The 15,348-nt window shown below is 72.2% G+C and carries 13 protein-coding genes; 5 read left to right on the top strand and 8 right to left on the bottom strand.

Translation table 11 applies throughout. From position 1 onward, the window contains the following. Positions 1-3: 3 nt before the first annotated feature. Complete coding sequence (locus AB0J80_RS07130) at positions 4-2,550, top strand: GNAT family N-acetyltransferase (RefSeq protein WP_364701278.1); 2,547 nt, start codon at positions 4-6, stop codon at positions 2,548-2,550. On the opposite strand, the gene AB0J80_RS07125 is transcribed toward AB0J80_RS07130, so the two are convergent. Next, positions 2,538-2,906, bottom strand: coding sequence for a YrdB family protein (locus AB0J80_RS07125; RefSeq protein ID WP_364701276.1), 369 nt, complete (start codon positions 2,904-2,906; stop codon positions 2,538-2,540). The two genes, AB0J80_RS07130 and AB0J80_RS07125, sit on opposite strands and share 13 nt — an antisense overlap. 74 nt (positions 2,907-2,980) lie before the next feature. Next, positions 2,981-3,979, bottom strand: coding sequence for an RNA polymerase sigma factor SigB (gene sigB, locus AB0J80_RS07120; protein ID WP_364701274.1), 999 nt, complete (start codon positions 3,977-3,979; stop codon positions 2,981-2,983). 269 nt (positions 3,980-4,248) lie between these two features. Between sigB and AB0J80_RS07115 the strand changes: the two genes are divergently transcribed. After that, on the top strand, positions 4,249-5,034 hold the full coding sequence (locus AB0J80_RS07115; RefSeq protein ID WP_364701272.1) for a sporulation protein: 786 nt from the start codon (positions 4,249-4,251) through the stop codon (positions 5,032-5,034). Here the strand turns inward: AB0J80_RS07115 and dtd are convergent. From dtd to AB0J80_RS07100, 3 genes are read right to left on the bottom strand one after another with little or no spacing between them, the layout of a single operon-like run. Next, complete coding sequence (gene dtd, locus AB0J80_RS07110) at positions 5,031-5,459, bottom strand: D-aminoacyl-tRNA deacylase (protein ID WP_364701270.1); 429 nt, start codon at positions 5,457-5,459, stop codon at positions 5,031-5,033. The genes AB0J80_RS07115 and dtd overlap by 4 nt on opposite strands. Next, a complete protein-coding gene (locus tag AB0J80_RS07105) occupies positions 5,456-6,091 on the bottom strand; it encodes a phosphotransferase (RefSeq protein ID WP_364701268.1) in 636 nt (211 codons plus the stop codon). Before AB0J80_RS07105 ends, dtd begins: the two co-directional genes overlap by 4 nt. Positions 6,092-6,110: 19 nt before the next feature. Beyond that, on the bottom strand, positions 6,111-6,428 hold the full coding sequence (locus tag AB0J80_RS07100; protein WP_364701266.1) for a hypothetical protein: 318 nt from the start codon (positions 6,426-6,428) through the stop codon (positions 6,111-6,113). A 63-nt stretch (positions 6,429-6,491) separates the two neighbouring features. Between AB0J80_RS07100 and AB0J80_RS07095 the strand changes: the two genes are divergently transcribed. Further along, positions 6,492-9,716, top strand: coding sequence for a hypothetical protein (locus AB0J80_RS07095; protein ID WP_364701264.1), 3,225 nt, complete (start codon positions 6,492-6,494; stop codon positions 9,714-9,716). Here AB0J80_RS07095 and deoC read toward each other — a convergent pair. Together deoC and AB0J80_RS07085 are read right to left on the bottom strand one after the other, a co-directional pair. Then, a complete protein-coding gene (gene deoC / locus AB0J80_RS07090; RefSeq protein WP_364701262.1) occupies positions 9,710-10,414 on the bottom strand; it encodes a deoxyribose-phosphate aldolase in 705 nt (234 codons plus the stop codon). The two genes, AB0J80_RS07095 and deoC, sit on opposite strands and share 7 nt — an antisense overlap. Beyond that, complete coding sequence (locus tag AB0J80_RS07085; RefSeq protein ID WP_364701260.1) at positions 10,411-11,139, bottom strand: GntR family transcriptional regulator; 729 nt, start codon at positions 11,137-11,139, stop codon at positions 10,411-10,413. The genes deoC and AB0J80_RS07085 overlap by 4 nt, the downstream gene beginning before the upstream one ends. Positions 11,140-11,516: 377 nt before the next feature. Here AB0J80_RS07085 and AB0J80_RS07080 point away from each other — a divergent pair, with 377 nt between their 5' ends. Both AB0J80_RS07080 and AB0J80_RS07075 read left to right on the top strand, forming a co-directional pair. Beyond that, entirely contained in the window at positions 11,517-11,840 is a 324-nt protein-coding gene (locus AB0J80_RS07080; RefSeq protein WP_364701258.1) for a hypothetical protein, read from the top strand. A 547-nt stretch (positions 11,841-12,387) separates the two neighbouring features. Next, positions 12,388-12,966, top strand: a complete 579-nt coding sequence (locus AB0J80_RS07075) for an HhH-GPD-type base excision DNA repair protein (RefSeq protein WP_364701256.1) — start codon at positions 12,388-12,390, stop codon at positions 12,964-12,966. Here AB0J80_RS07075 and AB0J80_RS07070 read toward each other — a convergent pair. After that, positions 12,920-15,307, bottom strand: a complete 2,388-nt coding sequence (locus AB0J80_RS07070; protein ID WP_364701254.1) for an EAL domain-containing protein — start codon at positions 15,305-15,307, stop codon at positions 12,920-12,922. The two genes, AB0J80_RS07075 and AB0J80_RS07070, sit on opposite strands and share 47 nt — an antisense overlap. Between the last annotated feature and the right edge of the window lie 41 nt (positions 15,308-15,348).

The following is a 15,348-nucleotide window of genomic DNA, read 5'->3' as shown; positions in this document are numbered from 1 at the left end:
CCGGTGACCAGAGACGCCGACGTGCTGCTCTCCGACGGCAGTGCCGTGCACCTGCGGCCGATCCGCCCTGGCGACGCACCGGCCATCGTGGAGTTCCACTCGCGGATGAGCGACCGCACCCGCTATCTGCGCTACTTCTCGCCGTACCCGCGGATCCCCGAACGCGACCTCGAACGGTTCGTCAACGTCGACCACCACGACCGCGAGGCGTTCGTCATCGTCTCCGGCCCGCGGATCATGGCCGTCGGCCGCTACGAGCGGCTGGGCCCGGACTCGCCCGAGGCCGAGGTGGCGTTCGTGGTCGAGGACGCGTACCAGGGCCGGGGGATCGGGTCGGTGCTGCTCGAGCACCTCGCCGACGCCGCGCAGGAGAACGGCATCACGCGGTTCGTCGCCGAGGTGCTGCCGCAGAATGCCGGGATGCTGCGCGTCTTCAGCGACTTCGGCTACCAGATCCAGCGCCAGTACGCCGACGGTGTGGTGCATCTGAGCTTCCCGATCGCCCCGACGGAGAAGTCGCGCGAGGTGCAGGAGAACCGCGAGCAGCGTACGGAGGCCAAGTCCATCGCGCGGCTCCTGCACCCGCGCGCCGTCGCCGTGTACGGGGCGAGCCGAAGCGGGCAGGGCATCGGCGCCGCGATCCTCGGTCACATCCGCGACGGCGGCTACACCGGGACGATCCTGCCCGTGCATCCCAGCGCGGAGCGGGTGGCGGGGCTGCCCGCGTACCGGTCGGCGACCGAGCCCGGTGTCGCGGTCGACCTGGCGCTCATCGCCGTACCCCCGGACGGGGTCTCCTCGGCCGTGGCGGACGCGGCCGCCGCCGGCGCGGGTGGCCTGGTGGTGGTCTCCGCCGGCTTCGCCGAGGCGGGAGCCGACGGCGCGCTCGCCCAGCGAGCGCTGGTCGACGCGGCCTTCGCGGCGGGCATGCGCGTGGTGGGCCCCAACTGCCTGGGGATCGCCAACACCGACCCTTCGGTACGCCTGAACGCGACGCTCGCGCCGACCCTCCCGGCAGCGGGGCGGGTGGGCTTCTTCAGCCAGTCCGGTGCCCTCGGGGTGGCGTTGCTGGCCGAGGCGGACCGCCGGGGACTCGGCCTGTCCAGCTTCGTGTCCGCCGGTAACCGCGCCGACGTCTCCGGCAACGACCTGCTGCAGTACTGGCAGGACGACCCGGGCACCGACATCGTCATGCTGTACCTCGAGACGTTCGGCAACCCGCGCAAGTTCGCCCGGCTGGCCCGGCGGATGAGCCGCGTGAAGCCGGTCGTCGCGGTGGCGTCGGCGACGCGCCCGCCGGGGCTGGCCGGCGACCTGCCGGGCCCCGACACCCGGGCGGTCACCGCGCTCTTCGCCCGCTCCGGCGTCATCCGGGTCGACACCGTGGCCGAGCTGTTCGACGTGGGTGTCCTGCTGGCGCACCAGCCGCTGCCGTCCGGGCGCCGCGTCGGCGTGGTCGGCAACTCGTCGGCGCTGTCCGGGCTGGCCGTGGCGGCCTGCCGCGCGAACGGGCTGACGGTGGCCGAGGGCTACCCGAACGACATCAGCCCGCAGGCGAGCGCCCACGACTTCGCCGACGCCCTGGCCGACGCCGCCGTCGACGACCGGGTCGACGCGCTGGTCGTGGTGTTCGCCCCGCCGCTGCCAGGCCAGCTTCCCGACGAGGACGCCGACTTCGCCGCCGCGCTCGGCAGCGTGGCCCTGGCGGGGGAGAAGCCGACCGTCGCGACGTTCCTGCTCGGACAGCTGCCCGCGCGCGTGCCGTCGTACCCGTCGGTCGAGGAAGCGGTACGGGCGCTGGGCCGCGTGGCCTCGTACGCCGAGTGGCTGCGCCGCCCGCCCGGGGTACTACCGGCACTGTCCGGACTGGACCCCGACGCGGCCGAGCTCGACGGGCCGCCGGCGGCGTTGCTGGCCGCGTACGGCATCACCGTCGAGCCCTCGTCGTCGGCAGCGTCCCTCGAGGAGGCCATCGCCGCCGCCGGAGCCCTGGGGTATCCCGTCGCGCTGAAGGCGGCCCGCGGATCCCTGCGCCACCGCATCGACCTGGGCGCCGTACGCCTCGGCCTGGCCGACGAGGACGACGTCCGCGCCGCCTACCGCGAGCTGTCCACGGCGTTCGGCCCCGACGTGCTGGTCCAGTCGATGGTGGCGCCGGGCGTGGCCTGCACGATCGACGTGGTGGAGGACCCGGCGTTCGGGCCGGTCGTCGGCTTCGGTCTCGGCGGCGTGGCAAGCGAGCTGCTCGGCGACCTGGCCTGGCGCGCGGCCCCGCTCACCGACCGCGCCGCCGCCGCCCTGGTCGACGAGCCGCGGGCGGCGCCCCTGCTGCACGGCTACCGCGGTGCCGAGCCGGTCGACCGCGACGCCCTGATCGACCTGCTCCTGCGGGTGGGCCGCCTCGCCGACGAGCACCCCCGGGTCCGCGCCATGTCCCTCAACCCGGTCCTGGCCCGCCCGGACGGCTACACGGTCCTGCACGCCTCCGTCGAGTACGGCGAACCCGGCACCCGTCCCGACACCGGCCCCCGCCGCCTTCACACCCCCTGACGCCCGCCGGTGGTCGTGCCGAGCAGGTGCAGAGCGAGCCGGTTGGCCGCCGCCGCCACCGCCATCAGCACCGCCAGCGGCGGATGCCCGGACGCAAGGAGCGCCACGGTCGCGCCCCCGAACACCACCCACTCCGGAACGAGCCGAAGGGGATCGGTGAGAGGCCGCCGTGCCCGCGGTGCCACCCACTGTCCCCACACGACGACTCCGGCCGCAGGCAGCAGGACGGCCGCTGCCAGACGCACCCACAGCGGTCCTGGCAGATGCCACCCGCCGTAGCCCAGTGCCACCAGCGCGCAGATCTCCAACCCGAACCGCACCATCAGGTTCAGGCCGCGGAACAGGTGGGTTGCCACAGCCGCAGATGATGCCAGACATGGCGGAGGCCGGTCGCGCCCCCGCAACCGGCCTCACATCTGTGGCGGCTTCGTCAGCCGGCGTACGCCTCCAGCCGCGACGCCCGCTCGGGGTCGCGCAGCTTCGACATCGTCACCTTCTCGATCTGGCGGATGCGCTCGCGGCTCAGGCCGAACTCGCGGCCCACCTCGTCCAGCGTGCGCTGGCGGCCGTCGTCGAGGCCGAAGCGGAGGCGGATCACGGCGGACTCGCGCTCCGACAGGGTCGCCAGCACGATCTCGACCTCGTTGCGCAGCTCGCCCTGGGCCACCGCACTGCCCGGCTCGGCGTTCGGGTCCACCGCCGCGACGAAGTCGCCGAGGGCGCTCTCGCCGTCCTCACCGACCGCCTGGTCCAGGCTGACCGGCTCGCGGTCGTACGAGATGAGCTCGATGATCTGGAACTCGGGCACACCCATGGCCTTGGCGATCTCGGCGACCGCGGGCTCGCGCCCCAGCTGGGTGGCGAGGTCGCGGCGGGCGCGGACCATGCGGTTGACCTGCTCGACCATGTGCACCGGGATGCGGATGGTGCGGGCCTGGTCGGCCATGGCGCGGGTGATGGCCTGGCGGATCCACCAGGTGGCGTACGTGGAGAACTTGTAGCCCTTGGTGTAGTCGAACTTCTCGACCGCGCGGATCAGGCCGAGGTTGCCTTCCTGGATGAGGTCGAGGAAGGCCATGCCGCGGCCGGTGTAGCGCTTCGCGATGCTCACCACGAGGCGGAGGTTGGCCTCCAGCAGGTGGTTCTTCGCGGCGCGGCCCTCGGCGACGATGATCTCGAGCAGCGGGGCGAGGTCCTCGCCGGCCTCGGGGAGCTTCTCCTCGGCGTAGAGGCCGGCCTCGATGCGCTTGGAGAGGGTCACCTCCTCGACGGCGGTCAGGAGGCGGGTGCGGCCGATGCCGTTGAGGTACGCCCGGACGAGGTCCGCGGACACTCCGCGCTCGTCGGTGGCGTCCAGATCAGCCAGGGCCTCGACACCGTCTGAAATGATGTTCTCGGCGGTAACCACCGTGGACTCCGTCGCCTTCATCTGCAGGACCACCTTTCAGTCCCCTCCCCGCTCAACCCGATGTCGTGCTTCCCAGCCGCATTCGTGCCGGTGATCAAAAGTTTGGACCGGGGGGCGTTAAGCGGAGGTGAGGAAGTCGTGGGGGTGGCATGAATCAGGGAGAACCCTGAGGTCGCGTACCCGACAGCGTGCCCGGATTGGTGGGACATTTACCGACGGCGCCGCAATTCTTTCCGTCTTGTCCAGGACCGGTAATCTGCGGAGAGGAACGGGGTCGACGAGGAGGTTCGGTGGTTTTCAAGCGGTTGATGCAGGCGATGGGCGTGGGTGGGCCGTCCGTCGAGACGGTGCTCGCCAACCCCAACTGCCGGCCGGGCGGTTACCTGGAGGGTCAGGTGCACGTCATCGGCGGCGATCACGCCGTCGACATCGAGTACGTCGCGGTCGGGCTGATCACCCGGGTCGAGGTCGAGAGCGGCGACAGCGAGTACAACACCGACCAGGAGTTCCACCGCCAGCGCCTCACCGGCTCCTTCAAGCTCGACGCGGGTGCGCGCCACGACATCCCGTTCCGCTTCGACGTGCCCTGGGAGACCCCGATCACCGAGGTGTACGGGCAGCACCTGCACGGCATGACCATGGGGCTGCGTACCGAGCTCGAGGTGGCCCGGGCGGTCGACAAGGGTGACCTGGACGCCGTGGCCGTGCACCCGCTGCCGGCCCAGGAGCGGATCCTCGACGCGTTCCTGCGGCTGGGCTTCCGCTTCAGCCGTGCCGACGTGGAGCGCGGCCGGGTGTACGGCGTGCAGCAGTCGCTGCCGTTCTACCAGGAGATCGAGTTCTACCCGCCGGCCCAGTTCGCGCACGGCATCAACCAGCTCGAGGTGACGTTCATCCCGACGCCGCAGCAGCTCCAGGTGGTGCTGGAGATCGACAAGCGCGGCGGGCTCTTCACCGAGGGCCACGACGCCTTCGGCCGCTTCGACGTCGACTACCACACCGTCGACCAGGTCGACTGGACGTCGCAGCTCAACGGTTGGCTGCAGCAGTCCGCGCAGCGCCGCGGCTTCTTCTAGGCCTCCAGCTCGAGGAGGACGGTTCTCGGGCCCACGTTCACGCTCTCCACGAGCATGTGGGTCCGGAACCGGCCCGTCTCGACCGTCGCCCCGCGGGCGCGCAGCGCCTCGACGAAGGCCGTGACCAGCGGCTCGGCCACCTCGGCGGGCGCGGCCGCGGACCAGGTGGGTCGCCGGCCCTTGCGAGCGTCGCCGTAGAGGGTGAACTGGCTGACCACCAGCAGCGGCGCGTTCGCCCCGGCGGCGGACCGCTCGTCGTCGAGGATGCGCAGCTCATGCACTTTGCGCGCCATCGTCCCGGCGATCGCGGGCGTGTCGGTGTGCGTGACGCCGAGCAGGACGAGCAGGCCGTCCTCGATCTTGCCGACGACCTCGTCGTCCACGGTCACGCTTGCCCGGCTGACGGTCTGGATCAGCGCCTTCATCGGCGTACCACCTCCGCGGCGGCCTGGAGGTCGGCGGTGGGGACGTCGAGTTGTGTGCCGCGCAGCGCCACGGCGTCGTCGAGGAGGCGGCGTGGATCGCCCGGTGCGGCGGTGAGGAAGGCGTCGAGCAGGTTCCGCGCGTCCCGGGCCAGCGGATGGTCGGCGAGGGACACCTCGGCCAGGATCAGCGCCGAGAGGGCGGTGTCGAGGTCCGCCTCGCCCGGCCGCGTGTTGCGCCAGTCGATCACCACCGGCCCCCGGGACGTGAGAAGGACGTTCTCCGGATGCAGGTCCAGGTGCACGAGGCAGGATCCGGCCGGGGCGCCGGGCCACGGTGGCAGCTCGTGCAGGCGGCGCAGGAGGCCGGCGAGCTCCGCAGCCGCCTGGGCAGGGGTCAGGTCACCCGAGCCGACGGCCCCGGCCATCGTCGGGCCGTCCAGGCGCTCCAGCACCATGTCGGCACCCGAGGCCTCGTGGACGGCAGGCACCGGGTAGCCGAGGCCGGCGAGGTAACGCATCGCGTCCGCCTCGCCGGTCACGTCGGTGGGTTCCCGGTAGCGGCGCAGCACTCGGGTGTCGTCGAGGGCGTACACGTCGGCCTCCCGGCCGGAGGCGATCAGGGACCCGGTCACCCGGCAGACGATAGCGAGGTCAGTCGACCGCGGTGCTGCTCGTGTCGCTCGTGTACGTGTTGTCGCCCGGATCCATGGCACCCGTGGTCGCATCGCCCGTGGTGGTGTTCGCCACCCCCGCGCCGTGCCGGGCCGCCGGCTTGAAACTGTTCGGGCCGGCCGTACCACCGGTCGTGGTCATGATGCCGCCGTCCGCGGGCGGCGGGCCACCGTTCTTGAGCTGCTCGGGGTCGGTGCCGGCGGCGATGGTGCTGGACAGGCCCGGGTCGTCGGCGCCCGTCTCGGGGCGGGTGTTGCTCGGCACGTCGCGGACGCCCTCGGCGTAGTCGTCACTCATGGTGGCTGTGGTTGCCCGAAGTACGCGGTGACAAACCGGGCCCGGCGCCGACATCATGGGCGGATGCCACGGGGATTGCGCTACGTCGATGCCGTCAAGCTGCTGGACGGCGCGGGTCCCGCGGCCCGCGCGGTGGACGATCTGATCGGCGGCGTGCTCTCGGTCGCCACCGCCGGCGGCTCGGACGTCGCCCTCTCGCTCTTCGACGCCAAGACCGAGATGGTCCGGCTCGGCCAGGCGGTGGCCGGGAAGATCCATGAAACGGTACGGGGACTCGCGCGCCACGACCGCAGCAGCCGGCTCCAGGCCGCGCACGGCGTCCTCGTGGTGGCCGCCTTCTTCGAGGCGTTCGACCAGGTGGTGACGACGAGCGGGGTGGCGTCGCCGGAGCTGACCCGTGACGAGCAGGTCCGGCTGGCCACCGGCACCCGCGTCGACGGCGGCTGGCTCGAGCACCTGTTCACGGCGGCGATCCCCGTCCCCGCCCCGGAACTGCCGTACGCGCAGCTGTGCGCGAGCCTGACCGAGTACTTCACCGCGGCCAGCGTCCGCCTCAACGACTTCGTGGCGGGCCTCGCCGTATGGGAGGTCGCGAGCCACGGTGAGCGCCGGGCCGCCAGCGAGCTCCTGCAGTACCGGCTTCCCGGTCTGGCGCTGCGCCGGTACGAGGAGATGAGCCGGCGGCTGGCGGTGGACGTACCGGAGTTCGGGGTGTGGATGCAGCGGGCCGAGGCGCGGGCGATCGGCCAGAGCCTCACCGGCCTGCGGGAGGTGCTGGAACGGGCCGGGTCGGGCCGGCGCGCCGAGGGCTGGCGGGCGGCGCTGGCGGCCGCGTACCGGGCGGACCTCGAGGCGCCGGTCGTGCGTGGGGACGCCGGGGAGGTGCGGGTGCCGACGCTGGCTGAGGCGTACCTCGATCCGCGGTTCCGGGCCCGCTCGGCGGTCCCCGGCTCCAACCCGGCCGAGGAGTCCTGGTGGGCCGGGGAGGTGCGGCACGATCTGGCGGCGTTCCTCGCCGGCTACCTCACCACCCCGCAGGCCGCCGAGGCGCCGCTGGTGCTGCTGGGCCAGCCGGGAGCGGGCAAGTCCGCGCTCACCCGGGTGCTGGCCGCCCGGCTGCCCGCCGCCGACTTCCTCGTGGTCCGGGTGGTGCTGCGCGAGGTGCCGGCCGAGGCGGACGTGCAGGACCAGGTCGAGCTCGCGGTCCGCGCCGCGACCGGGGAGAGCGTCGCCTGGCCGGAGCTGACGCGCGCGGCCGCGGGCGCCCTGCCGGTCCTGCTCCTCGACGGGTTCGACGAGCTCATCCAGGCCACCGGCATCCACCAGTCCGACTACCTGCAGCGGGTGGCGGCGTTCCAGCAGCGGGAGTCCGTCCTCGGGCGGCCGGTCGCCGTGGTCGTCACGAGCCGCCTGGCCGTGGCCGACCGCGCCCGGCTGCCCGGCGGTGCGCTCGCCGTGCGGCTGGAGGGCTTCGACGAGGCCCAGGTCGGCGCCTGGCTGGCGACCTGGGACCGGGTGAACGCGGACCGCCCGGGCTTCCGGCCGCTGCCAGCCGGGGTTTTCGCCCGCTTCCCGGACTTCTGCGAGCAGCCGCTGCTGCTGCTCATGCTTGCGCTCTACGACGCCGCCACGCACGCCTTGCAGAGCGAGGACACGCTCGAGACCGCGGAGCTCTACGAACGGCTGTTGAGCAGCTTCGCCGAGCGGGAGGTGCGCCGGCTGCACCCGCGTCAGCCCGAGGCGGCGGTGCCCGAGCTGATCGAGGAGGAACTGGTACGGCTGTCGGTCGTGGCGTTCGCCATGTTCAACCGGCTCCGCCAGTCGGTCACCGAGCGGGAGCTGGACGCCGACCTGGCCGCGCTGGGCATCAACCCGGTGGGCCCAGGACGCACGGAGGCGTTCCACCGTCCGCTGACCGCGGGGGAGGAGCTGATCGGGCGGTTCTTCTTCATCCAGCGGTCCCGCGCCACGCAGGACGACCGGGTGCTGCAGACGTACGAGTTCCTGCACGCCACCTTCGGCGAGTTCCTGGTGGCGCGGCTCGTGGTCCGGGCTCTGCGGGAGACGGCGGCCCGGGCGGCGGTCGCCCGGCTGCCCCTGGGCGGTGGGCGGCGCGACGACGGGCTGGTGCAGACCCTGCTCGGCTACTCGCCGCTGGCGGCGCGCGCCACCGTGCTGCCGTTCGTCGCCTCGCTGCTGAGCGGAGAGGACCGGACCGCGATCCGGCAGTGGCTGGTGGACGCGTTGCGCGCCGCGTTGATCCGGCCCGCGTATCCGACGCACGAGTACCGGCCCGTCGACAAGCGGGTGGATCACATGATGGCGACGTACTCGCTGAATCTGACCCTGCTCGCCCTCGCCTGCGGTGAGCCGCTGCGCGCCTCCGAGCTCTTCGTCCACGCGGCGGACCCGGCGGCGTGGCTGCGCGGCGCGGCCCTGCAGTGGGAGGCGGCGGTCCCCTCGGGGATCTGGAACGAGCTCGTCGCCACGCTGACGGTGATCCGCACCCGCGACGGCGACCGCCGCGACCTCGTGCTGGACCCCACGTCCGAGCGCCGCTTCCCGGCCGTCGACCTGGGCTGGCTCACCACCGGCGCGACCGTGCCGTACGACCGCGTCGCCAACCGCCTCCACCTGACCGCGGACACCGGCGCCGACCTGCTGCGCCTGGCCGCCGAGCCCCTGGCCCGGTGGATCCCGGACGCCCTGACCACGGTGGTGGCGACCCGTGACGAGGACACCGACTCGGTGGCGCACTGCCTGGTCCGGGTGTGGGTCGGCTCGGCACGCCGGTCCGCCGACCTGGCCGCCGACTACGACCGGGCCGTCGCCACGCTCTTCGGTGGCGGCCCCGAGGAGGCGGCCTCCCAGCTGCACTTCGGACGGGCGGCCCGGCTGCTCCTCGGCATGCTGGCGCGCGACGCCGGCCGGCTGCCGGTCCAGGACGTGCTCACCTGGCTGCGGCTCGTCGCCCGCAGCGGCTATCTCCGGCGCGTGGTCCCGGAGGTGCTGGAATGCATGGTGGCGGTGCGGGCGCCGGGCGGTCAGGGACTGGGCGAGCTCCTCGGCGAGATGGACCTGCGCCGGCTGCGCCTGGCACCCGTCGACCAGCTGCGCGTTCTCGCCGCCCTGCACGAGTTGGAGGGCAGTCTGCTGCACGCCCAGCTGCGCAAGCTCCGGGAGACTCTCGTCCCGGACGCGGCAGCGATGGCGGACCCGGAGGCGCGCAGGACACTGGCGGCCGACCGTCTGCTGGCCGCGCGGGTCGACGAGGCCCTGGGTCAGTAACCCTCGTCGGCGCCCGCCGTGGTGGCCGCCGGGCCTTCGCCGCGCTCCCGCGCCGCCAGGTCGTCGAGGATGGACTCCGTGGCGGTCGCGCCGAAGCGCGTCGCTCCGGCCTCGTGCAGGGTCAGCAGCGTGTCGAGCGTACGGACACCGCCGGCGGCCTTGACCTCGACGGACGGCGACACGGTCGCCCGCATGAGCCGGATGTCCTCGAGGGTCGCACCGCCCGGCGCGAATCCGGTGCTGGTCTTCACGAAGTGCGCCCCCGCCCGCTCGGCGATCCGGCAGCCCTCCACCTTCTGCTCGTCGGACAGGTACGCGTTCTCGAGGATCACCTTGACGACCCGCCCCTGAGCGGCGGCCACCACCGCGGCGATGTCGTCGTGCACGTAACCGGTCTCGCCGCCGCGCAGCCGCCCGACCGCCAGCACCATGTCGATCTCGTCGGCGCCCGCCTCGACCAGCGCCCGGGTCTCCGCCACCTTGACCGCCGTGGTGGTGCTCCCGTGCGGGAACCCGGCCACCGTCCCGACCAGCACACCGGAACCGGCCAGCGCGGCGACGGCCAGCTCCACGTCGACCGGCCGTACGCACACCGACGCCGTACCCCGCCGCGCGGCCACCTCGCAGCCCAGCCGTACCTCCGCCGTGGTCAGCTCGGGCCGAAGCAGCGAATGGTCGATCATCTTGGCGACGTTCATCGAATCTCTCCTGTCCGGGGCGGCTGCACGTCGAAGGCGACCTGCAGCGAGTAGCGGGCGCCGACATAGCGGCTGACCGTGTGTTCCAGAGGTTGCGAATGCTGGTCGACGATGAGCCGGCTCTCGACGAGCACCGGCTCGGCGGCGGCGATCTGCAGATGCCCGGCATCGGCGCCGGCGAGCTGGGCGTTGAGCGTCGAGGAGCCGAGCGTGGGCCGCAGCCCCAGCTCGTGCAGGGCCCGGTGCAGCGACCCGGCCTCGAGGTCGACGTCGAGCAGGGCGGTCAGGTGCGGCGGGAAGCAGGCGTACTCCACGGCCAGCGGAACGTCGTCGGCCAGCCGTACCCGGACGATCGACACCACCCGCGGCGCCGCCGCCGTCAGCTGCAAGGCCGCCGCCTCCTCGGCCCGGGCGGGCCGCACCTCGGCCTCGACGAGCCGCGACGACGGCGTCCGCCCCCAGCTGCGCACCTGGTCGTGAAAGCTCATCAGCGTCCCCGCGGCGCGCGGGACGGGCCGCTGCCGCACGAAGGTGCCGCGACCCTGGACCCGCTCGATCAGCCCGTCGGCCTCGAGCGCGTTGAGGGCGGCGCGCACGGTCATCCGAGCGACACCGAACTCCTCGGCGAGCGCGGACTCGGCGGGCACCACATCCCCCGGCACAGCCTGGGCGAGCCGGGCGCGCAGGGACCGCTCGATCCGCACATAGAGCGGCGTCTTCGCCATGAGTCCTCCAGGTCGTCTAGACAACCTAGAGGTTGGACGATGACGTGCGCGGAGTCAATGGGACCTGCGGCACACCCTCTGGCGGTCAGGCGGGTAGATGGCCACATCCGGGCCCTTTTCACATCCATGGGCGGGGATCGCCGCAGAGATGCCGAGCTGTCGCACTGAGCTCATGGCATCAATTGCATTGCCTAGCTTGGTTGGAGGGAGCGACCACGCGCTCTCGACGGCGGACCAGAGCGTTCGACCGCGTGCGGCCCGCTCGCGTTTTCGCCATCCCGGATATGCGGATCATTCAGTCCGCCAAGGATCTATTTGTGATATGAAATATCCGCGGCATCATCGTTGATCCGGAGGGCGTCGAGGATAATGGAGGAATGACGCAGCTCGCCTTGTTCTCCGCGAAGAACGTGCGGGACAAGACGCTGCGACGAAATTATTCACCGGTGGCTGAGGAGTTCCGCCGGGAGCAAGAGCGGCGCCGTTCGTGGGGCCTGGTGCAACGTCATTTCCGGCGCTTGTGCCGGCCGCGCAGGACCGAGGGCCGATCCGCGGGCTCGCAGCCCGAACCCGGCGATCTCCGCGCTGGCGATCCCCGCCCTGGTGACCTCAACCCGAAGGCGCCGCCCAGCATGACGCATCGGGCGACCCAACTGATCATTCTGAGCGGCCGGAAAGTCCAGCGCAAAACGACGAGCTAGGGCGCGAGGCGGTGGCCACGGAGCTGGCGCCCGCGGCCGGCCCGCCATTTCCCGCCGGGTGCGGCAGCCGCGGATCCCACGTGACCGGAAAGCGGGCACGGTCGAAGCTCGCCCGCCGCTTCCGCGCGCCCCGATATTCCAGCCTCATCGAACCGTCTGCCATTGCCGTCCCGGACCGGCGAGGTGACCGCGGCAAACCATGCCGGAAAGGCGAACGAGGGCCCCCGAAACTGTCGACAGCAAACGTTTGAAATACAAGCTACCGGCAGTGATTGAGGCACGGAGAACCCGGCTCATCGTCGCCGTCTGTCGCCCCGACCTCGGTCTTGGTCATTCCTCGGCGCGCTACGGCGTCGCAGCGCAGGCGACCGGCAGCTCGGATGGCAGCGAGGTTCTCCACGTGCGTGAAGTGGAACAGCCACCGGTGCGAGGCGGCTGGAACAACTGCGTCCGTCATGCTGTAGTGGGTCTCCGACCAGGATGTCATCGACGTACGGTGCGGGGTTGGCGGCGCGGCGGCGCCAGTGGCGAAAGATGGGAATCAATCATGGTCATCGCGCTCCCGATCGCCGAGGAAGCGAACGAGTTGATCAACCGCGATGCCCTCGCCCTGCTCATCGGGATGGTGCTGGATCAGCAGATCCCGCTGGAGAAGGCGTTCAGCTCCCCGTACGTCCTCGCTCAGCGGCTCGGTCACACCCCCACCGCCGAGGAGCTCGCCGGCTTCGACCCCGAGGCGCTCATTGGGATCTTCGCCAAGCCGCCGGCCCTGCACCGCTTCCCCAAGGCGATGGCCGCGCGGGTGCAGGAGGTCTGCCGGGCGCTCGTCGGGACCTACGACGGCGACGCCGCGAACCTGTGGCGGGATGCCGCCGACGGCAAGGAGCTGGTCAAGCGGATCGCCGCGCTGCCCGGGTTCGGGAAGCAGAAGTCGCAGATCTTCGCCGCCCTGCTCGGCAAGCAGTACGGCGTGCAGCCGCCCGGCTGGCGGGAGGCCGCGGGTGCGTACGGCGAGGAAGGTGCGCACCGGTCGGTGGCCGACATCGTCGACGGGGACTCGCTGGCGAAGGTGCGGGCGTTCAAGAAGGAGATGAAGGCGGCGGCGAAGAGCTCGTCAGCAGGCTGAGCATGTCGGTGGCGGGCAGCGGTGGGGCGAAGAGGTAGCCCTGGCCGACGCCGCAGCCGAGGAGTTGCAGCTCGGCGGCCTGTTCGCTGGTCTCGATGCCTTCCGCGACCGTGGTCAGGTGCAGGGCGTGGCTGAGCCGCAGGATCGCCTCGGTGATGCCGGCGCCCTCCGGGGTGCCGTTGAGCTCCGCCACGAAGCTGCGGTCGATCTTGAGGATGTCGACGGGCAGCCGGGTGAGGTAGTGCAGCGACGAGTAGCCGGTGCCGAAGTCGTCGATCGCCACGCGGATGCCGTGCTCGCGGAAGGCGGCCAGCATGGTGATGCCCGCGGCGTCGTCGACCAGGGCCGACTCGGTGATCTCCAGGACCAGGCGACGCGGTTCCAGGCCGGTGCGGTTCAGGACGCTGAGCACATCCTGCACCAGGGTCGGCTCCTGCAGCTGCCGCGGTGACAGGTTCACGCTCACGTACGTGTCGGCGCCCCAGTCCACGACCTGTGCGCACGCCTCGCCCAGGACCCACAGGCCGAGGTCGGCGATGGTGCCGTTGCGTTCGGCGATCGGGATGAACTGGGCCGGTGACACCACCCCGAGCGTCGGGTGCTGCCAGCGGACCAGCGCCTCGACGCCGATCGGGCGGCTGTCGGCCAGGTCGACCAGCGGCTGGTAGAGCAGGGTGAGCTCGCCGCGTTCCACCGCGCCGGCCAGGTCCTCGCCGAGCTGGGCGTCGGCGGCGCGGCGGTCGGTCATCGACGGGTCGTGCAGCTGGACGCCGTGGGTGCCCAGGTGCTTCGCCTGGTACATCGCGATGTCGGCGCGGCGCAGCAGCTCCTTCGGGGTGTCGCCGGCGTGGGTGGTGGCGACGCCGACGCTGGCGCGTACCGGGACGGTGTCCTCGCCCAGACGGACCGGGGACCCCGCGGCGGCGGCCAGGATGCGCTGGGCGGCGGCGACGGCACCCTCGGCGTCCGGCATGTCGGTGAGCAGCACCACGAACTCGTCCCCGCCGATGCGGGCGGCGAGGTCCTCGGTGCGTACGGACGAGCGCAGGATGTGCGCGAACTCGGTCAGCACCGTGTCCCCGGCGGCGTGCCCGTACGCGTCGTTGACCAGCTTGAAGTCGTCCAGGTCGATGAGCAGCAGCGCGACGTCCTCGCGGCGTCCCACCGTCCGGGCGAGCTGCGCGTCCAGCCCGGCCCGGTTGGCGAGACCGGTCAGCGGGTCGTGCAGGGCCATCTGCTGCAGCTCGTTCTCCCGCTGCCGCAGTTTGTCCTCCACCTCCTGGCGGCGCTCGATGTCCTGGCGCAGCGCGGCGGTGGCGGCGTCGACCTTGCTCATGGCCCGGTTGCGGGCGCCGGTGAGAATCCCGACGAGCGCGGTGAGCAGCAGGGTGATCGTCATCGCGACCACCCACGTCGAGCCCACGAGGCCCCGGTCGGTCTCCTCGAGCAGCGTGTTCGTCGGGTGCACCTTGAGCGTCCAGGTTCGCACGCCGGCCCCGATGTACGAGATGCGGTTCAGTGCCGCCGAGGGGCGGGCGCCGGCGACCATGGCCTGTGCGACGGCCTGGTCGCTGGAGCTGGACGGGTCGACCAGCTCGGCGGTCACCGCACCGTGCGCCTGGGCACGCAGCGTCTCGTTCAAGAGGTCGCCGCCGTGGACGTCCATGGCCAGCCAGCCGCGGAACGTGCGCCCCATGTACTTCACGGGCACGGCGAAGGTGAACGACTGCTGCTGCTGGGCCGCGGGCAGGTTCCGGTCGGCGGGCAGCACGTACGCCCGGCTCACCGCCAGCCCGCCGAGGATCCGCGCCTCGTCCAGGGCGTCGTCCGCCTCGGGCGAGAAGTTCAGGTCCCGGCCGTTCGCGAGCCTCGCGCCGTCGAGCTCGCCGTCGAGATGTTTCTCGAGCGAGCGGGTGAGCACCTCGAACGAGTGTTCGGTGCCGCTGCCGACGGGGCGTAGCCGCAGATCAGGCGCCCCTTTGGCGCGCCAGTGGTTCTCGAGGGACCGGATGCCCGTGTTGTCCGTGGAGACGACGAAGCTCAGCGACGTCGCACCGGGCAGCCGCCGGTTGCTCACCTTCGACGTGATCCAGGCGAAGTCGTCGGCGGTGAGGTCGGTCTGGGCGCCGAGCGAGGTCGCGACGTCGGTGAGCGTGTCGCCGTACCGTTGCAGCTCGGTGTTGATCGCCCGGGTGAGGTCGCTGGTGTAGCGGTCCATGAGCTGGGCGGCGTAGTGCTGCTCGTCGCTGCGGGCGTTGCGCGCGGCGACCCACGACCCGGTGATGCCGAGCAGCGCGACCACGACGACGAGAGCGACGCCGGCCCAACGGCGTCGCTGCAAGACCGGTGTGGTTGCCCGCACGATTCTCTAGATCGGTCGAC

Origin of the sequence: Actinoplanes sp. NPDC049548 (genome assembly GCF_040676695.1) — a bacterium.
GTDB lineage: Bacteria > Actinomycetota > Actinomycetes > Mycobacteriales > Micromonosporaceae > Actinoplanes.
This window is presented reverse-complemented; position numbering and strand designations above follow the sequence as displayed.